This is a genomic window from Paraniabella aurantiaca (genome assembly GCF_050309965.1).
Classification (GTDB): domain Bacteria; phylum Bacteroidota; class Bacteroidia; order Chitinophagales; family Chitinophagaceae; genus Niabella.
The window spans coordinates 2,560,934-2,581,223 of record NZ_JBLOSY010000001.1; the positions used below are offsets into that span (position 1 = coordinate 2,560,934).

Here is a 20,290-nt window from a genome sequence, read left to right on the forward strand (position 1 = left end):
TCATGAAATTACGATTTCTTTTAAGCTTGAACAGCCGCATAAACAAGCGATGCCTGTATTAGATAACCGGCTGGAAACATCCCGATACTGGAATGGCTTTTTTAGCTCCCAACATGATTAACTCCCGGTATTTATGCTTTTGCAGCACGTATAAAAGCAGTAAATTTGCACCCTTATGCAACTATCGAAGAATTTTGAACCAGCGCAGGTGGAACAATTTTGGACCAATCGCTGGAAAGAGCAAAAATATTTTGAAAGCAAGCCAGATGGCAGACCTGCTTTTACGGTGGTCATTCCACCTCCTAATGTTACCGGTGTTTTACACATGGGGCATACATTAAACGAAACGGTCCAGGATATTTTGGTACGCAGGGCAAGAATGACTGGTTACAATGCCTGCTGGGTTCCGGGTAGTGACCATGCCTCTATTGCTACTGAAGCTAAAGTGGTGCAGATGCTGCGTGAGAAGGGCATCGATAAGAATACACTGACCAGGGACGAATTTCTTAAATATGCGTTCGAGTGGAAGGATAAATATGGCGGGATTATTTATAACCAGATAGAGCGCCTGGGGTGCAGCGTAGATTGGAGTCGCGTTACTTTTACAATGGATGACCATTATTACGAAGCGGTAATAAAAGTATTTGTAGACCTCTATAAAAAAGGTATGATATACCGTGGCGCCCGTATGATCAACTGGGACCCGGTTGCAAAAACAGCCTTAAGCGATGAAGAAGTCGAGTATCGTGAAGTGCAGAGCAAATTATATTATGTACAATATAAGCTCGACGGACAAGAGGGGTATATAACTATAGCTACTACAAGGCCCGAAACTATTTTAGGAGATACCGCTATTTGTGTAAATCCTAATGATGAGCGCTACCAGCATTTGAAGGGTGCTTATGCTTTGGTGCCATTGATTAATCGGCGTATACCTGTGATTTTCGATGAGTATGTAGATATGGAATTTGGGACGGGCGCGTTGAAGATTACACCGGCACATGATATTAATGACTATAACCTCGGCCTGAAGCATAACCTGGAAGTGATTGATACTTTAAATGATGACGGTACTTTAAGCGATGCTGCGCAGCTTTATACCGGGGAAGACCGGTTTGACGTTCGCAGGAAGATAGCAGCTGACCTTGAGACTTCGGGCAACCTGGTGAAAATAGAGGATATCACTAATAAAAATGGTTTCTCCCAGAGAAGTAATGCTGTGGTAGAACCCAAGATATCTACCCAGTGGTTTTTGAAAATGCAGGAAATGGCAGAGCCCGCGCTGAAAGCGGTTGTAGAGGGAGATATTAAAATACATCCGGGCGATCGCTTTTTAGCCACCTATAAGCATTGGCTGGAAAACGTAAAAGACTGGTGTATCAGCCGCCAGTTATGGTGGGGCCAACAAATACCGGCCTGGTATACACCGGATGGAGCCTGCGTTGTTGGTGAAACCAAAGAAGAGGCGTTTAAGAATTTGTCTGGCGGTCAATGGACTATTGATGACTTGCGCCAGGATAATGATGTGCTGGATACCTGGTTCTCTTCGTGGTTGTGGCCGTCACAGGTGTTTAAAGGAATTACTGAACCCGGTAATGAAGAATTGAAATATTATTACCCAACTTCGGTGCTCGTAACCGGTCAGGATATTATTTTCTTTTGGGTGGCCAGGATGGTAATAGCCGGCCTGGAATATGAAAAAGAAATTCCGTTTAAGGATGTGTATTTCACAGGGATGGTACGCGATAAGCTGGGACGTAAAATGTCTAAGTCTTTGGGTAACTCGCCTGACCTGCTGGAACTGATTGACAGGTATGGCGCCGATGCCGTACGGTTTGGTATTATGATTGCTGCACCGGCTGGTAACGACCTGCTGTTTGATGAAGCATCGCTGGAGCAAGGCCGTAATTTCAACAATAAAATATGGAATGCGCTGAAGCTGGTGAAGATGTGGGAAGATAATACTAATGGTGTGACCCTGGATGATAAAAATGCGGATGACGATTTTGCCGCAAAATGGATGCGTAACCGTATTAATGAAGCAAGGGCGGAAGTAGAACGATTGTTAAAGGAGTTCAAGCTAAGCGAAGCGCTGAAAACTATCTATTCACTGATATGGGATGATTTCTGCAGCTGGTACCTGGAGTGGCAAAAGCCGGAATTTGGCGGAGCAACCCTCAACAGTAAACTACAGGCAACTATAGGATTTTTCGAAGAGTTGTTGCAGTTGCTGCATCCTTATATGCCGTTTATTACAGAGGAGATCTATCACCAATTGAGAGCGCAAAGCGATGACTTATCAGTTAAACAGTTTAATGAAACAGGTGTAGTTGACGACAGGATTATAGCACAGGGAGAGATATTAAAAAATGTGATCAGCGCTGTAAGAGATGCGCGGGTGAAGAACAGTATCAAAAATAAAGAATCCATCAAACTATATATTCAGGCGGAGAACCGTAGCGACTACGAAGCATTATTTAGCATTTTAGAAAGGCAGTTAAACGCCGAAAAAATAGCTTTCACAGATGCTACGGTGGAAAAATGTATCAACGTTCTGGTTCAAAAAGATAAGTTGTATATCGAAACCCAAACAGAGTTAGATACAACTGCGCAAAAGGAGCAATTAGAGAAAGATATCGTTTACCTGGAGGGTTTCCTGGCATCGGTTGAGAAAAAGCTGGGTAATGAACGCTTTGTGCAGAATGCCAAGCCTGAAGTAGTAGATGTAGAGAGAAAGAAAAAGGCCGATGCAGAAGAGAAGATAGCTGCGTTGAGAGATGCATTGGCATCGCTTTAATTATATTCAATCGTCTATAATCAATCCCGGTAGTGATCAGTCTGCCGGGATTTTTATTTTAACGGAAAAACTTCAAATAGTAAAAAGTAGCCATAGTGCATGTCCTCACAAGGAGAAGATAGCTATGTTGAAAGATGCGTTGGCATCGCTGTAATTATATTAGGTCGCCTATAATCAATCCTGTAGTTATTCGTCTGTCGGGATTTTTATTGGATGACGCTGTATTAATACCAATGATAATTACCTAAATGCCGCCATGGCGCGTGTCCTCGCGCGCCATGGCGTGTATACTTAAGCGCCAGAGTTCAAAATAATCATGTAGCTTTAACAAGCAAACCTACAACTATGAGCTACACCAACTTATGCCATCGCCGTAAAAGTCATATGGAGCTTGACGAGATTTATTTCTTCACTGCAAGTATTAATCGTTGGATGCCTCTGCTGGCGCCGGACACCACTAAACAGCTTATTGTTTCGCTCTTGACTATTTAACCAAACAAAATAAAACGGATGTTTTCGCATTTGTAATAATGCCTACTCATATTCATATTATCTGGAGGGCAAGGTCGTTAAATGGGAAAGAACATCCTAAAGGATCTTTTCTGAAATATACTGCACATGAATTTAAGAAGCTGTTGTCTTTTGATCCGTTGATACCGTTGTCTTCTTTTAAGATCAATGTACATAATAAGCATTACGAATTCTGGCAGAAAGACCCGTTGGCGGTTATTTTATATACCCGGAAGGTTGCTTTTCAAAAATTGGATTATATACATTTTAATCCCTGTGCAGGTAAATGGAAATTAGTGGCAGATCCATGTGATTATTATTTCTCTTCAGCAGCGTTCTATGAAAAAGGTATTCAGCATTTTAGTTTTCTAAGGGATATTCGCGATGAATTTTAGATTAATATAGCTAAGCATCGTTGAGCCCGCGTGAAGACACGCGTACAGGCTATATTATCCCTCTGCCGCATTTTGATAAGCAGCCATGCGAGTGTCCTCACGCACAATTTCATCGCCGCTCATTTGAACACACGCGTCCCGGCCCTGTAATCAATCCACTAGTATTAGTCCGCCGGATTTTATTTTAATAAATAGGCTTCAAATAGTAATTGCAGCCACTGCGAGTGTCCTTACGCACAATTTCATCGCCCGCTCATTTGAATACACGCGTCCCGGCCCTGAAATCAATCCACTAATATTAGTCTGCCGGATTTTATTTTAATGGATAGGCTTAAAATAGCAATGTAGCCAGGCGCGTGTCCTCACGCGCCGTACCGTTAGTTTCACTTTCCGCTCATTATTTTAAAAAGTTCCCCCGGTTGAAATTCCCTCCCGGTATACTACATTTGATTAAAAAAATATGAAGCCGCTACGTTTAATAATGAGTATTGTATGTTTTACTTTATATACATCATTAGCAGTAGGGCAAATACCCTTTCAATCTGATAATAATACCTACCGGATAACCTATGTTTCTTCTTCCAATGGTAAGCCGTCGCCTAACCAAAACAAGGTTGTCGTATTTACAAATGCCCGGCAGACGCTTATTACAAACGAGAAAGATTTTAAAGGAGAAGGCAAATATCCATTGGAGGTATCGCTGATCAACAGAACTAATCTTTCACAGCAATTATACACTTTGCTCGATCAAGCCAATTGCATCTCCACTATCGATTCTACTACTATAAAAAGCCAGCAATTTGAGTTACAGGAGGGAAGCAAAAAAATATTGGGATACAACTGTAAAAAAGCAAAAACAGTGGTTAACTCCAACACAATTGAGTTTTGGTACACAACCGACTTACCTGTAAAAGGGGCGCCAACGGCATTAGGCCAAAACCTGGGACTGGTATTGGAAATGATTCGCAATGGTAATTTTGTAATGAGCGCTGACGAGGTAAAGAAGACAACATATATAAGTCCAGCCAAGTTTGCTTCAATCAAGCCAAAGCTACTAGATCTTTTAAGTTATCGCGATGAGATTTGGCGCAATCGTTTTACCACCATAGAACTGTTTAAAGATCAGGTCATCAATTTCTCTGACAGTGCTACCGTAAAACCGGATGTACTGCGATTTGCCAATGGAACCATTGTGGTAAAGAAAGTGAAGTTTCCCTCCCTGACTGATGCAAAAACCATCTTCCTTGATTTGCAGGAGCAATCTAACGGAGATGCCTATGACCGTACCGGTACGGTATTCCTGATCCCGGTTGACAAAAAACAATCCTTCCTGGATGGCCTGAAAAACGGGGCTTCAACCTTGCCTGTTTTTGAGAATGGTAATGGCAAAAAATACCAGGGTATAGTTGCCACGGCAGATTACAGTCCCGCGATTGAATTAATGCGTTTTTTCACACCCTTCGGAATAAAGCAATACAATCACATACAATTAAAGGGGAAAGAGTGGCACCAGGTGGTTCCCTATAGGCAGGATATAACAGCCTATGCTTCCCTGCTGGACGGTAAGGACGTATATATTGGTGTATTCATCGGCAACTATGATAAAGGGGGCCATAAAATAAACGCCGCTATTACCATTCACAGGGGAGGAGACGAACCGCCCAAAAAAGTAGTGCCATTATTTAATACGCTTAATATTATGGAAATGGCCGGACAGGAGTATGCTACTATGTTTGATAAGACTGAGGGAGTCACAGTCCATTTTGAATTAAAAGAAGCGATAAATAACGCAGTACTCCGTTATACTACCACCGGACATGGTGGCTGGGGAAACGGTGACGAATTTGTGCCCAAAGAAAACACGATCAACTTAGATGGGAAAACTATTTTAAAGATGATTCCCTGGAGAGAAGATTGTGGTTCTTATCGCTTGTTTAATCCTGCTTCAGGAAACTTTGCTACGGGTTTGTCTTCTTCAGATCTGAGTCGCTCTAACTGGTGCCCGGGTACTGTAACCAATCCCTTTGTCATACAGTTAGGAAATTTATCAGCAGGAAAGCATATCATACAGGTGCAGATAGCGCAAGGTGAAAGGGAAGGTAGCAGCTTCAGTGCATGGAATGTGAGTGGGGTAATTGTAGGCGATTAGGCCCGGCCAGATCTGACAGGTTTCCGAAACCTGTCAGATCCGCAAACCAGCTTCATAATTCCGAATATATTCGACAAATGCCTTTTTGCTACCAAACCAGTTGATCACTTCATTTCGCAGTAAAAGCGTCGGTTTATCTGAGAGCAGGCTTTGATAGGCCGAATGAGGATAATTGGCAGCACTATTACAAATACCGTGTTTAACCGGATTGGTAATAATATAAGCGATCAGGTGAGTGTAATATGAGTTATTGATAATTTCTTTTCGTTTAAAATTCTCCTGAAACAGGCTTCGTACCCGATTATATTTTTTATTGATAGCTTTCGCATATGCATTAAATAAATTAGAAAAATGTTTGCTGAGCGGTTTGTCTTTTTTTATTTCATGTATACTTTGCTCCATATTATTAGCATTGTCTCCCTTTATCCTGATAAAAAAATGAAAATGATTGGGCAACAGGCAATAGCAAAGTGTATCTGCAACAGGCGTTACATATTTCTTCCAAAGATGTAGAAAATAAATATAGTTCTCAGGCTTCTTAAAAATTACTTCCCTGTTGTTCCCACGGTTATAAATATGGTAATAGCATCCCGGAACCAGGTGTTCTTGATAGGTGTTTATATTTAAAGTTACGAAAATGTTGTATCAACTATAAGCAGTTATTTAAACTGTTAGCCTCTATTTACCTCGGTATTAAGTTGGTCGGCAGTATAAATTCAAAAAACATTTTTCGATCCTGCCCGGGTACTGCAGTAAGTAAATAGCCTGCTCTAAATCCGAAGGTTAAAGAATGTTGATTCCACCATTTGGTATCCATACAAATTTCCGCACCGGTACTTTGTAAGGTAGCACTACGTGTACCGCTTTTATTTAAAGCCTGGGTGTAGTCATAAAAAACATTGGCTCTTATGCGTTGCAGGTACAAAATATTGGCGAATCCCCAATCCGGATAAAATACAGGAAAATGATAGTTGGCCCTGGCTGCATAAATGCCGGCTGAATCTCTCCCTGCATAACCTCTCGCAAATGCGGTGCGGTTGCCAAATACCCGTTGTTCTGACCCGGAGTATTGCAGGGCTCCATTTAAAACCAGGCTATGTGCACGTGCAAGGCCGGGCAAATATAATGCTGCACCCGCATAGCCCTGCCAGCTGTCGTAGAGGTTCAAAGCATGTCGAAATTGGGTGTTAACGCTGTACCCCCATTTCGGGTAAATATCCTGGGTTGTAGTCTGCACCTGCTGTGTCCAGCTAACACCATGAGCAAGGTAGCTGAATTGCAGTTCTTTAAATTCGTTTTTTGTAGGGCCTGTATTGAAGTCAGTACGATAGTAATAATTGCTTCCAATGTTAAGCACTTTATAGGTTCGGTTGCTGGCCCAGCTTAATGGAATACTTGCCCCTATATAATTATTCCATTCATTCCACTGCCTTAACTTTTTAGACGCAACCGCGCGGCGGTCAAAAGTATAATTAGAGCCCAGGCTGATATACGGGAAAAGACCTCCATAGGTGACTGCCCCACCCGCAGTATGGGTTTTGTCATTTTCATTATATACATAATATAACTGGGTTTCGGTGGTGTTTAAAATATTATTGCCGTAAATAGTAAAACTAAATTCAGGGTCTGAGTAATTGGGACGCCAGCTATGAAAATTAAAGGGATGCGTTAGCTTCCGGTAGGGTTGGGTTACAGCATGGGTTGGGGATGCTGTCATTAACTGGTAAGATGCATGTATGCTATCGCTTACGATGCCGGTTTTATTATTTACAAATGCCTCCATTGGTAGCGGTTGCCATTGGGCCTGGATTTCATCAGCCTGTTGTAACTGGAAGCCGTCTGCCGTAAATACACTCCAGTTAAGCTTGTTGAAATCGCTGCTGGCAAAATAGCTGCCTACGCCGGGAGTAGGCAATTGAAAGAGTTGTTGCTGCGCCAGATCGTAATAAAATAATTCATCCTTTAAATGCTTAGAAGCGGTGAAATATATCTTGCCGTTATTGACAGCAATATTACCAATTACGGTAGATGAGGGTGGTGTGATATTTTTAATGCTGCCACTAAGAATATCCACCGCAGCTATAGCCGTTGTAGCATCTTTGTTGCGTAACACAGTAATGATCGTGCTGTCATTTAAGAACTTGGGGTTGGAAAAATAACTAATGCTGTCATTAACGATAGTTCTGAAAGGATTCCCATTATCGGCAGTTAAAAAAGTTAGTGCAGATCTTCCGTCCAGCGAAACGCTATTGGCTACTATCGTTTTGCCATCGGCCGAGATATCGGGTGAGAAATACCTTGATTGATGTGTAAGTGTTCGCTGCTGCCCGGTTGCCACATCCAGTAACTTAATGACATTGTAGCTTACCCAGCGCCACCGGGGGTGTGATTCGTAAGCTGCATAAACAATCTTCCCATTGCGATAACTATATTGGTCTTCGATACTAATATCACGCAAACGGAGTAAGCGCTCACCTTCAGGGCCCCTTATATAAAAGCCCGTTCTCTGGTTATTAGATGATTTCTGATATAGTAAATCGGTTTCCGACAGCTGGAAAGGGAAACTATATTGAGTTAGTGTTTTTGTATTGCTGGCAAATACATTAAGACTGTCTGCCAACATCCCGGGATTCTCTAATTGGTATTGCGCTTTATAATAATTAAAAGCATTTTGCCTGAAATCTTTGTAAGAAATGCCCGAATGTCGCTGAACGGCTTGTTGTAGCGGGTAAAATAAGCCTCTGTATGCGCTGGCATCCCGGGTTACTTTGCGCCAGAAATCATAACCGTACTGCCGGGAGCCGTAATTAACGAGCAGGTATCCCAGGTCATAGTGGTTAGGCACATAGTCTTTTAAAGAGCCATTCCGGATCTTCATCCAGCTATAATCTTTGCCTGATTGCCACAAAGCGGGAAAGGCCTTCAGGAAAAAAGGCAGGGTTCCCCGGCCATGGGGAGCCAGCAAACTTTCACTATATACGGCATCACCCTCGAAAAACCAGTTCGGTACTGCTGCATTAACGGCCAACGCATACCCCTCCTGCCCGAACAGCTTTTTCATGACGGCGCTCAACCCGTTGTTAAAATTGTTATACTGCTGCACATGCCGGTACTCATGTACCGTAAGCTGAGTAAGCCACGATAGGCTGCTCGGATCATAATTGTCTGGCGAAGGAGTAGTATAAAACTCACTTCGGAAAGGCCCCATCGAGACATAACCATTGGTAATAACCGGCTGGTTTTGTAGTATAATATCTATCTTTTTCAGTTTTTTACCCAGGCTTAACTGATCTCTCAATGATACACGGCTAATAAATGAAGCCACCCGCTGGGCAGCGGTGTCAAATCCCTCAGGAAATATAATCCGTGCTGTATCAGTATTAATTTGTTTCCATCGCATACCGGTAGGATTGCCTCCAAATTGCTGGGCAACAGCTATATTACTCTGAAGGAAGATCAGGAGAACTGACAGAACGAAAATGAAGAATCTGCTCATATACAGTTGCCGCAAATAAGGTGACTGAAGTTGATACACAAAATGAATTTCCTAAAAATATAAAATTAACAGTTAGATATGCATGAAATTTGCAGGTAGCCCCCTAATAAATTACTTTTACAAATAATTTTTAGAATCGCCTTTCCTGAAGAAATTTCGAAAAATATTACTGATCGTTCTGGCGTCAATTATTTTGCTGTTGACGACCGTATGGGTGCTTATTCAAATGCCGCCCGTACAAAACTGGCTTATAGATAAAGTGACCTCCCGGCTTTCTAAAGAGCTGCAAACGAGAATAGAAATTGGTCGCATCGACCTTTCTTTATTCAATAAATTGAATCTGCAGCAGGTGCTGATAAAGGATCGTCAAAAAGACACCATTTTAAGTGCAGGCGAAATTACAGTAAATATCACCGACTGGTTTTTCTTTAAGAAAGATGTAGAGTTGAAATACATAGGTTTGCGGGATGCCTACATTCACCTGCAGCGTCAGGATTCTGTATGGCACCACCAGTTTTTGCTGGATTATTTTTCTACGCCTGCCTCTCCTAAAAAGAAAAAAAATGGTATCAACCTCGCACTTCGGGAAGTAGATCTTAAAAATATACGGGTAAAACAGGAGGATGGCTGGATTGGCCAGGATATGACCCTTTCCCTGGCTTCACTCAATACCGTGTCCCGTAATGTAGATTTCAAGAAGAAGCTCATTGAGATCAACTCACTCAATATTAATCAGCCTTATTTTGCGCTCAGGGACTACGATGGTAAGAGGCCTCCCCGTGAAATGGAAAGCGTTCCCAAGCCGATTGTTACAGATACCAGTACAATAGATGTCAATGACAACAAATGGAAAATACTGGTAAGTGAACTAAGCCTTCGAAATGGTACGTTTAAAAACGATAATGAATCAAGGCCGCTGGATCCCATTGCCTTCGACGGTAAACATATTGAGTTCTCTAAAATTTATGGAGATTTCCGCAATGTGAAATGGGAAATGGATACCATAACCGCATCCATAAAATTACAGACCCGTGAAAGAAGTGGCTTTGAAGTAAAGCACCTGATTGCCGACGCCAAATTCACCCCGCGGGAAATGACATTTGAAAACCTGGATATCAGGACAAATGATAGTCACCTGAGCAACTATTTCAGCATGCGTTTCGACCGTTTTGGAGATATGAGCGACTTTGTTGAGAAGGTGAGAATGGAAGGTCGCTTCGATCATACCGAGATCAACAGTGATGATATTGCCTACTTTGCGCCCGATCTGAAAACCTGGAAGAAGCGCATCAAGCTAAGTGGAAATGTAAAAGGACCCGTATCCTCATTAATTGGTAAAAACCTCGATATCAGGGCTGGAGCTAATACTTATTTCCTGGGCGATGCTTCCATTACAGGTCTGCCTGAAATTAACAGTACTTACCTGGATATTAAGGCCAATGAATTTAGAACTGTCTATTCAGATGCCACAGCTTTCATACCACCTCTGAAGCGAATTACCAATCCGGACCTGAGCAAGCTGGGGTTTGTAATGTTTACCGGGAACTTCGCAGGTTTTATCAACGATTTTGTAACGTATGGTACTATCCAAACCGGTTTGGGTACGGTAAAGGCAGATCTTAATTTAAAGTTACAGAACCCCGCTTACCCTGTTTATTCCGGTACGGTAGCTACAGAAAGTTTAAATCTGGGACCACTTCTAAAAAATGAAGACCTGGGTTATATCAGCCTGAATGCTACTTTAAAAGGTGCCGGCTTTAAACCTAACAGCGGCAACATTGCGCTGGATGCCCGCATTAAGCATATTGATTACAAGAAGTACCGGTACCAGAATATTACCCTGGATGGTGAGCTCAATAAGAGGATATTTGACGGCTCTGTTATTGTAAACGACCCCAATGCCATGCTGAGCCTTAATGGTCTGGTAGACTTTAGCCAGAAAGTGCCTGAGTTTAATTTCATGGCCAATATTGACACGCTGAATCTTTATAATACACAATTGCTGAAAGAGAATCTCGCCTTCTCCGGCCGTGTGAATGCCGAGTTTTCGGGCAATACGATTGATGATTTTCTGGGCGACGCCAATATTTCCAATGCCTCTTTAACCCGCAATGGTTTTCCTCTTTCCTTCGATTCACTTTCAATCAATTCAACTACGACGGACAGTACCAAGCATTTGCGTGTAGCGTCTAACGAGTTTAGTGTAGATGTGGATGGCATTTTCAAAATCCGTGATTTGCCTAGTTCTGTCACTGCATTTCTAAGCCGCTATTACCCGGCTTACATCAAAGCACCGGGAGTAGCTATACCGCAACAGTCTTTCAACTTTGATATTAAAACAGGGGATTTTGATGAGTTTGCTACCATTATCGATAGCAGCCTGAAAGGATTTGATAACAGCCGTATTAGAGGAGGAATTAACACAGCGGCTAATCACCTTTTCCTGGATGTCAACGTGCCTTATTTCAAATTCAGACAGTTCGATTTCTCCAATATAGATATTGATGCTGCGGGTACTTATGACAGTCTCACTTTGTATGGAAGTGTATCCAATATTGGTGTAACAGACAGTTTAAAAATTCAACTGGCAACTTTCAATATTAAAGCGCATAATGATGTTTCGGAAGTGAGCATATTTACAGGTACCGGTAACAGTAAAACCCTCGACCAGGCGCGGCTCAATGCTGTTGTGAATACTTATAGCAATGGCGTTGGTATCAGGTTCAATCCTTCTTCATTTATGCTCAACAGTAAAATCTGGACTATAGAAGATAAGGGCGAACTGGAGTTCAGGAAAAACGCACCGGCCCACGGACTACTGGTTCTTAAAGAAAGTGCACAGGAAATAAGGATTGAAACCATGCCTTCTGATGTAGGTAACTGGAACGATGCGGCTATCACTTTAAAAGGAATTAATTTGGGTGATCTGGGTCCTTACCTGCTGCCACGTAACCGGCTGGAAGGATTAATAGACGCGCATGTGCTGATTGAAAATCCCGGGAAAAATATGAAAATCAGTTCCAGGGATTTTGTGGGCAGGGCTATCAGGCTGGATAATGATTCGATTGGCACCCTGGGGGCAAATGTAATTTTTGATATGGCTACCCAAGAACTGCTGGTAGATGGCAAAACCCTGGGATCGGATGACAAAAGTCTTGCCTATGATATTCGTTTATACCTCAAAGACCAGGAGTCGCAACAAAAAAATATTATAGCCTTAACACCTACTCATTTTGACCTGAAGTATATCGATCGCTTCCTGAATACTTTATTTACTGATATTTCAGGCGATGTTACAGGTAAGTTTGAAATTAAAGGCCCTTTAAATGAACTGGCCGTAGTGGGGAAAGGCCGTCTGCACAATGCCGGCTTAAAGGTAAAATTTACCCAATGTTATTATAAGATAGAAGACCGGGATATTGAGCTAAGTGAAAATGAAATTAACCTGAATGGCATTGTGTTGGAAGATACGGTTACCGGCAACCCGGTTTATTTGCGGGGAGGTATCACCCACAATGCATTTGATGATATGTTCTACGATATTACCGTGTCTACCCGTAAGCCGGGTACCCGTGATGCACGTAATAACCGGCCTGTACAGGTATTAAGCACTACTTATGCCGATAACAAGTTGTTTTATGGTAATGTGAAAGCCACAGGTTCTTTTGTGTTAGTAGGTTCGGAAGATAACAGTTTCATGAAGATTGATGCTATTGCCTCCGACCGGGAAGAAAGTAATTTTACGATTGCTTCGGCCAACAGCCAGGCAGGAAAAATGCCCGATTGGCTGGTAGAACGGAAGTATGGGGTTGAAGTTTCAGATAGCCTTGTAAGTGCCAGCACCGGGTCTAATATGAAGTACGAGCTTGATGTGACCGCTAATCCCAAAGTGTTAATGAAGTTTGTGATGGATGACCTGACCGGTGACCAGATATTTGGAAGAGGAGCAGGTAGTTTAAACATACAATCGGGAACGAATGAGGAACTAAAGATCAATGGGCGTTTTGATATACAGGAAGGGACTTATAACTACACCTTCAAATCTTTCTTCCCTAAACCTTTCGAGATCATTAAAGGAACCGAGAACTATATATCCTGGACGGGCGATCCGTTAAAAGCCAACATCAATATACAGGCAAGATACAAGGCAGAAAGAGTGAGCTTTGCACCTTTGGCCAGTATGATCGACCCCGGGCAGAGTTATTCCAATACGCGCGAGAATGTGTATATCTATGCAGTATTAACGGGACAATTGTTTCAACCGGAATTTAAGTTTGAGCTGGAGCTCGATCCCAATAGCCGTTTTAATAACGACTTTAACGTAACTAACGCGCTGCAGCAAATAGAAAGAAGCCAGACTGAAGTTACAAGACAGGTTACTTATCTCATCGTTTTCAACAGCTTTGCGCCGCCGCAAACAGGTGTGTCCAATATAGGTATAGGAGGTGCTGCCATGGAGTTTACCTATAATACCATATCAAGTTTATCGGGGCTGTTTTTTAACGAGATCAACAAAAAGCTCAATAGTGCGCTGTCGTCGTTGTTAGGGCAAAATGTGAGCTTCAACTTCAGTGGTTCGGTTTATAACCGAAATGTATTGGGCGCCAGCAACGCAAATTTCAATATCAACCAGGCTAATGTAAGCGGGGCCCTGTTGGTACCTTTGTTTAAAGATCGCTTTGTGATTTCGTTGGGTAGTTCGCTCGAAGTGCCCTTGCAATCCAGTACCCTGCAGCAAACCGTTCAGTTTTTACCAGATGTTACAGCTGAGTGGTTACTGAATGCCAGTGGTAGCCTGCGTTTGAATTTGTTCTACCGCGAAAACCTGGATTACCTCACTACATCCAGCACGGGTGCAGCTAAGTTGAAAAGAACAGGCGGAGGTATCTCCTTTAAAAAAGAATTCAATACACTACCTGAATTATTCATCAATGTACGTAAGCGTGCAGAGAGGGAAGCCAATCGCCTGCCGCCGCCGGTTGATTCCACCAAATCGGTACAGCCTGCAACGGTAGAGCGGAAAGCAGATCCTTTATTGCCTAAAACGGTACCGGAAAAAGAAGAGTAACTATTTTAATGTTAACACTACTTCAACCGGAAAATGGTCTGAAGGGAATTTTCCAAAATAGGTATCGGTAAGAACACCCCATTTATTGGCCTGCCATTGTTTGCTGATAAAAACATGGTCAATAATATCTGTGCTTTTAAAGTCCTTTTTAAACCCGTTGAATGAGCTGTTGTTTTCGTAGGGGTATGGTACGTCTTTGTAAGCATCTCTCACAATAGCCGAGCTGGCAATGATCTGATAAGGATCTGTTTTCCGGTCTGCGTTAAAATCGCCTGTTAAGATGACCGGCGCTCCTTTGGCAATGGTTTTGATTTTCTCCAGGATAAGCTTGCTGCTTTCAAGCCGCGCTACTTTACCCTCATGGTCAAAATGAACATTAAAGAAATAGAACTTCTTTTTCGATTTTTTATCCTGGAGGTATACCCATGAGCAAATACGATTGCAACAGGTAGCATCCCAGCCCAACCCGGGCTTTTCGGGTGTTTCAGATAACCAAAAATCGCCTGATTGTAATAAAGCGAATTTATCCTTTTTGTAAAAAACAGCTGAGTGCTCCCCCTTATCGCTTCCGTCGTCTCTGCCTTTTCCATAACGTGCATATTGAGGCAATGCCTTTACCACATCCTCCAATTGGTGGGGTAAGGCCTCTTGCGTGCCAAATACGTCAAAGTCATGATAACGGATCAGGTTGGCTACAAAAGGTAACCGGTCCTGCCAGAGATTACCTATATCATTTTTATTGTCGAAACGTAAATTGTAAGAGGCTACTTTAAAGGTTTGCGCGTTAATCATCAGGCATATTAGCAGCGCTGCCAACACCAGTACCTGGCGAATTCTGTTTTTTTTATTCAACATAACAAAGCGGTTTGTCCGAAAGGGCGGTTAAAATTTAAAATAATGAAGCCGAAGATAATAAACAAATAAGCACTAAAACCGCTGTGTTATATAATCTTATAGTTAATAGTAGGGCACAAAAAAGCCTCCGCGAAGGAGGCCGGTAACATTAATCGATGATCGATGCAAATTCTTCTTTAGGTATCCGTATCTTTTTAAGGTTTACCAAGAAATCTTTTTCTTCATCCCGGTAGCCCAGCGATAATAATACAACACTTTTCAATCCTTTTTCTTTCAGTCCCAAGAGTTCATCCACTTTTGATGAATCAAAGCCCTCCATGGGAGTGGCGTCTACTTTTAATTCTGCAGCCGCGATAATGCCTGTCCCCAATGCTATATATGCCTGTCTTGCCGCCCATGCAAAGTTTTCCTCATCCGGGCGGCTCAGTAAAAATCCTTCCAGCGATTTTTGAAAATCGGCCATTCCACCTTCGGGAATGCCTCTTTCTCTGGCCATATAGCTGATATAAGCTGCTATCTGTTCCCGGGTAATAGAAGTATAGGCTGCAAAAACCAATAAATGCGACGATTCCGCTATTTGCGTATTAAAAGACCCTTCGCCTAATTGCTTTTTGAGTTCTTCATTGGAAACCGAAAAAATGCGGTAAGGTTGCAAGCCTGCAGAAGAGGCCGACAAACTGATAGCTTCAATGATTTGGTGTACTTGCACTTCAGGTACTTTCTTGTTGCTGTACTTTTTGGTGGCATATCGCCAGTTCAAATGTTTTATAAGTTCCATATAAATTGATTTCTTGTTTGGAAGGGCAAAGTTCAGATTATTTGGTTTACTTTTGTCACCTGGTGACAAAAAGTAATGGTAACAAAGAGGTAACTAAGTAACTTACAATGGAAATACAACACGATCCCGAAGCCTGTAAAAAGACGATTTTGGCGGTGCATGATGCCATGGATGTACTGGGCGGAAAATGGAAGATATCAATTGTAGCGTCTCTGGGATTTGGAAAGAAACGCTATTCAGAGATATTAAAGGATATAACCGGCATATCAGGCAAAATGCTAAGCCGGGAGTTAAAAGATATGGAGACCAATCAACTCGTTAAGCGGGAGGTGATAGACACGAAACCTGTTACAGTGGAATATGAACTAACAGCATATGGCCATAAGCTGAAGTCAGTTATCTCTAACCTGGCGGACTGGGGTAATACACATCGCAAAAAGATTATAGGGGCTAATGCGGGTCTGTGATTATTTCTTTTTTATAATCACCGCTTTTTCTTCATTTTCCCTGAGGCGAAATAAAACAATACGCTTGATGAGGGCAGTTGGCAGGGGCTTATCCAGCGGAAATTGAACCGTTCCTTTACCACCTTTATATTTGCTTAACTCTTCTTCGAAATCTTCATGTCCACGTGGTGCAGGGTAAATGCTGGTGTGTTTTTTATAACCTGAATAGTAAATAAAATACCTGCCATTCTGTTTAAAGCCTCCAATGCCATAACTCAGTCCTTCCTCCGCTTTGGGAGCCGCTTTCTGAATAACCTGTCTTATTTTATGGACCGCTTCAATAGCTTCAGCAGGAATAGTTGCTAAATATTCTTCGATTGTTGCAGGCTTGCTCATAGTTATCGTTGTTGAAGTGATTAGTCTTTCGAATGTACAATAAATGTCCAAACCGGGTCCTGTCCTATGACAAGTTTTACTGTAAGGGATCAATCGCCGCTACTATATTAAGAGTTAACCGCGGGGAAGGGAGAGCGCGGATATAACGCAGAGGAGTTTGGAGACACGCTATGTTTCAGTTCACATTATTTGAGTACATAATACCTCTGCGAAACCTTGGCGTACTCATTTCTCAGCGGTGAGGTTAACTGCTTACAGCAAGAGAAACAGCGTTAACGCGGAGGGGTGAACATAAACTTCCGGGTTTACTCGAGATTGTAAACGTTTTTTGCGTATTCTTTCGCGTCCTCTTTTGTTTGCGCCTGCCCCGACTGCAGCAGGCGGGGTTAATACATCTTGTGGTGTAACAGATTTACCGGTCTGCATTAAATAAAAACTCCCGGTGTTGATTCCGGGAGTGCTTTAAAAAATATATGTAAACTGTCAACTTAAAAATCGTGACCCAGTTTTTCACGTTTAGTGCTCAGGTATTTTTCGTTATGCTCATTGGGCGAAATAATGATCGGCACATTGTCTACTATTTCCAGTCCGTAACCCACCAGTCCTATACGTTTACGCGGATTATTACTCATCAGGCGGAGTTTGGTAGCATTCAGGTGGCGTAATATCTGCGCACCCACGCCATAATCGCGCTCATCCATTTGAAAACCCAGGTGCAGGTTGGCTTCCACGGTGTCCATTCCTTCTTCCTGCAGCTTATAAGCTTTCAGCTTATTCATCAGGCCAATACCACGTCCTTCCTGGTTCATGTACAAAATAATACCCTTGCCTTCCTGTTGTACCATTTGCATGGCAGTGTGTAGCTGATCGCCACAGTCACAACGCAGGCTGCCTAAGATATCGCCGGTAAAGCAGGATGAGTGTACACGGGTTAATACCGGTTCATCTTTTTCCCATTCCCCTTTGATCAGCGCCAGGTGTTCGCTGTTGCTGTTTTTATCTTTAAAAGCTACCAGCTTAAAATCGCCATACTGTGTAGGCATATTTACCCGTACCACTTCTTCAATCAGGGAATCGCTTTTTAGGCGGTATTCGATCAGGTCTTTTATAGAAATGATCTTCAGGTCGAATTTTTCAGCCACTTTTAAAAGGTCCGGAAGACGTGCCATGCTGCCATCCTCATTCATTACTTCTACCAATACGCTTCCGTAAGGGTAAGGGAATCCCGCCAGCCGCGCCAGGTCGGTAGCGGCTTCGGTATGTCCTACACGACGTAAAACACCGCCTTTTTTAGAGCGTAACGGGAAAACGTGCCCCGGGCGACCGAGGTCTGCGGGGTTAGTAAAAGGATTGTTTAAAGCTTCAATTGTTTTAGATCGGTCATGTGCCGAAATACCCGTAGTGCAACCATGTCCCAAAAGGTCCACGGAGACTGTAAAAGCTGTTTCGTGTAAGGCTGTATTATTGGTTACCATTAGCCCCAGGCCCAATTCATCGCAGCGCTCTTCAGGCAGCGGTGCGCAAATCAAGCCACGCCCATGGGTAGCCATAAAATTCACCATTTCCGGGGTAATGGCACCTGCTGCGGCAATAAAATCGCCTTCATTTTCACGGTCTTCATCATCCACTGCTATGATCAGTTTTCCCTGTTTAATAGCCTCAATCGCACTTTCAATTGAATCGAGCATTTATAAAAATTTTCGCAAAGTTAAATAATTTGGAACTGTCCGCTTCAAATCAACTACCCGGTTGTTGTTTGATTTATGATTACTTTCTTATTTTTAACCGGAAGCCAAATTGTGCTAACTATAACATCGCATGACACTAAATTGTTTCAACATATGAAATACAGGCACCGCAACATCTTTCCTCAAATGATCCTTATAGGCTGGGTTTGGAGCGTTTTTATGACAATTGCAGGCTGTAAGAACCAGGAACATGACGATACACAACCTCCCGGAAGCGCACCTTCCACACCATTGATCCCTTACGTTACAAAAGCAATTTATGCGCATGATACTTCTCTTTTTACGGAAGGGTTGGCTTTTTACAATGGTTTGCTGTACGAAAGCGGGGGAGCGCCTCCCGAGTATCCTTTCACCCGGTCAGTAATTGGTGTATCTGATTTGACCAGCGGTAATTTTACTCCTAAGATAGAAATAGACCGGTCGAAATATTTTGGAGAAGGGATCGTCTTTCTCAACAATAAACTGTATCAGCTTACCTACAAAAATCAGAAAGGGTTTGTGTATGACGCTACAACATTTAAAAAGATCGACGAATTTACTTATGCCAATACCGAAGGCTGGGGAATCACAACCGATGGGAAAAGTATCATCATGAGCGACGGAACTGAGTATCTGACATTTCTCAATCCGGGCACTTATAAACCGGCGAGAATGTTAAGAGTAATTGAAAACGGAATGATAAGAGATAGTTTAAACGAGTTGGAATATATCAATGGATTTATTTATGCCAATATATGGGGGAGACCTGAAATAGTGAAAATTGACGCGGCAAGCGGGGAGGTTGTTGCCAAACTCAATTTAAATTCTATCGTTAATGCAGTGGCTGCGCGCAAACCCGGCTCCCAGGAGATGAACGGGATTGCCTACGATTCGGCTACCGGCAAAGTACTAATTACCGGCAAACTCTGGCCATCTGTTTATGAGATAGATTTTCAAAAATAATGACAGGGCCTACGATTGAACCAGCTGTAAACGGTCTTTGAGCCAGCTTTCTTTCAGCGGTACCATCCATTTATTTTCCAGTTCTTCCTTATTAGCTACCAGGTTATTGAAATATAAAGTGTCTGGCGTTATAAAGCCGTTATCCAGTGCATATTGTAACTGCGCGTAAGGTAATACCTGTATTTTGTCCTTAATAACAAAGGCAAGCGATGTGCGATCAAAAAGGTTGATGCCATAGGCGGCCTCCAGCGATTTGATAAAGCGAACAGAACTATCGGTGCTGCAACCACTTACGCCGGCATGTGTTTCATCAGCTATCAATATTACAAACTGGCCGAAGAATAATAAACCGGCAGCTTTTACATCAGCGCCATGACTCTGCCATTGTTCAGCAAAATTGTTTAATCGCTCTTCTGCATCAATCGCTTCCGACATGGTTAATAAACGACTGGCCTGGTAAATCCATACGCGTGATGCGGGACTAAAATCGGCAGGCAGTAATTCTTTATATTGTAAGTTCATTTTATAAATACACAAAAATCTAAAATAATAAAAATCTTCAAAGGAGTACTCGCGACCAATAACAAGCTTCCGGCACAATAGTTCAATCTTTCTCAACCAGTAAAACTTTCCACCGGTTTCCCAGTCAACCTATCAACTAGTCAACTAGTCAACCTTTCAACCAGTCAACCAGTCAACCAGTCAACCAG

The 20,290-nt window shown here is 42.5% G+C and carries 13 protein-coding genes; 6 read left to right on the top strand and 7 right to left on the bottom strand.

What is annotated here, in order from left to right; translation table 11 throughout:
- The first annotated feature begins 175 nt into the window (after window positions 1-175).
- From ACLOAU_RS11170 to ACLOAU_RS11180, 3 genes are all read left to right on the top strand, one after another.
- Window positions 176-2,797 carry a valine--tRNA ligase gene (locus ACLOAU_RS11170; protein ID WP_427861952.1) on the top strand — a complete coding sequence of 874 codons (2,622 nt, stop codon included), beginning with the start codon at window positions 176-178 and terminating at the stop codon, window positions 2,795-2,797.
- A 530-nt stretch (window positions 2,798-3,327) separates the two neighbouring features.
- Complete coding sequence (locus tag ACLOAU_RS11175; RefSeq protein WP_427861953.1) at window positions 3,328-3,702, top strand: hypothetical protein; 375 nt, start codon at window positions 3,328-3,330, stop codon at window positions 3,700-3,702.
- A gap of 460 nt (window positions 3,703-4,162) precedes the next feature.
- Window positions 4,163-5,851 carry a PNGase F N-terminal domain-containing protein gene (locus ACLOAU_RS11180; protein WP_427861954.1) on the top strand — a complete coding sequence of 563 codons (1,689 nt, stop codon included), beginning with the start codon at window positions 4,163-4,165 and terminating at the stop codon, window positions 5,849-5,851.
- A gap of 33 nt (window positions 5,852-5,884) precedes the next feature.
- Here ACLOAU_RS11180 and ACLOAU_RS11185 read toward each other — a convergent pair whose 3' ends face one another.
- Both ACLOAU_RS11185 and ACLOAU_RS11190 read right to left on the bottom strand, forming a co-directional pair.
- The gene (locus tag ACLOAU_RS11185) at window positions 5,885-6,253 is read right to left on the bottom strand and encodes a transposase (RefSeq protein WP_427861955.1); all 369 of its coding nucleotides are present in this window, start codon (window positions 6,251-6,253) and stop codon (window positions 5,885-5,887) included.
- Between the two features lie 280 nt (window positions 6,254-6,533).
- Window positions 6,534-9,347, bottom strand: a complete 2,814-nt coding sequence (locus ACLOAU_RS11190) for a TolB family protein (protein WP_427861956.1) — start codon at window positions 9,345-9,347, stop codon at window positions 6,534-6,536.
- Window positions 9,348-9,546: 199 nt separating this feature from the next.
- Here ACLOAU_RS11190 and ACLOAU_RS11195 point away from each other — a divergent pair, with 199 nt between their 5' ends.
- A complete protein-coding gene (locus ACLOAU_RS11195) occupies window positions 9,547-14,415 on the top strand; it encodes a translocation/assembly module TamB domain-containing protein (RefSeq protein ID WP_427861957.1) in 4,869 nt (1,622 codons plus the stop codon).
- Here ACLOAU_RS11195 and ACLOAU_RS11200 read toward each other — a convergent pair whose 3' ends face one another.
- Both ACLOAU_RS11200 and ACLOAU_RS11205 read right to left on the bottom strand, forming a co-directional pair.
- Window positions 14,416-15,270: an endonuclease/exonuclease/phosphatase family protein gene (locus ACLOAU_RS11200; RefSeq protein WP_427861958.1), complete on the bottom strand. Its 855-nt coding sequence runs from the start codon at window positions 15,268-15,270 to the stop codon at window positions 14,416-14,418. It lies immediately after the preceding gene.
- A gap of 148 nt (window positions 15,271-15,418) precedes the next feature.
- Window positions 15,419-16,048, bottom strand: a complete 630-nt coding sequence (locus tag ACLOAU_RS11205; protein ID WP_427861959.1) for an NAD(P)H-dependent oxidoreductase — start codon at window positions 16,046-16,048, stop codon at window positions 15,419-15,421.
- Between the two features lie 107 nt (window positions 16,049-16,155).
- Between ACLOAU_RS11205 and ACLOAU_RS11210 the strand changes: the two genes are divergently transcribed.
- Entirely contained in the window at window positions 16,156-16,515 is a 360-nt protein-coding gene (locus ACLOAU_RS11210; protein ID WP_427861960.1) for a winged helix-turn-helix transcriptional regulator, read from the top strand.
- Here the strand turns inward: ACLOAU_RS11210 and ACLOAU_RS11215 are convergent, their stop codons facing one another.
- A complete protein-coding gene (locus ACLOAU_RS11215) occupies window positions 16,516-16,890 on the bottom strand; it encodes an iron chaperone (protein ID WP_427861961.1) in 375 nt (124 codons plus the stop codon).
- Between the two features lie 488 nt (window positions 16,891-17,378).
- Window positions 17,379-18,578, bottom strand: a complete 1,200-nt coding sequence (locus tag ACLOAU_RS11220; protein WP_427861962.1) for a bifunctional 3,4-dihydroxy-2-butanone-4-phosphate synthase/GTP cyclohydrolase II — start codon at window positions 18,576-18,578, stop codon at window positions 17,379-17,381.
- Window positions 18,579-18,731: 153 nt separating this feature from the next.
- Between ACLOAU_RS11220 and ACLOAU_RS11225 the strand changes: the two genes are divergently transcribed.
- Window positions 18,732-19,580 carry a glutaminyl-peptide cyclotransferase gene (locus ACLOAU_RS11225; protein ID WP_427861963.1) on the top strand — a complete coding sequence of 283 codons (849 nt, stop codon included), beginning with the start codon at window positions 18,732-18,734 and terminating at the stop codon, window positions 19,578-19,580.
- A gap of 9 nt (window positions 19,581-19,589) precedes the next feature.
- On the opposite strand, the gene ACLOAU_RS11230 is transcribed toward ACLOAU_RS11225, so the two are convergent.
- Window positions 19,590-20,102 (bottom strand): hypothetical protein, encoded by a 513-nt coding sequence (locus ACLOAU_RS11230; protein WP_427861964.1) that lies wholly within the window; start codon window positions 20,100-20,102, stop codon window positions 19,590-19,592.
- Between the last annotated feature and the right edge of the window lie 188 nt (window positions 20,103-20,290).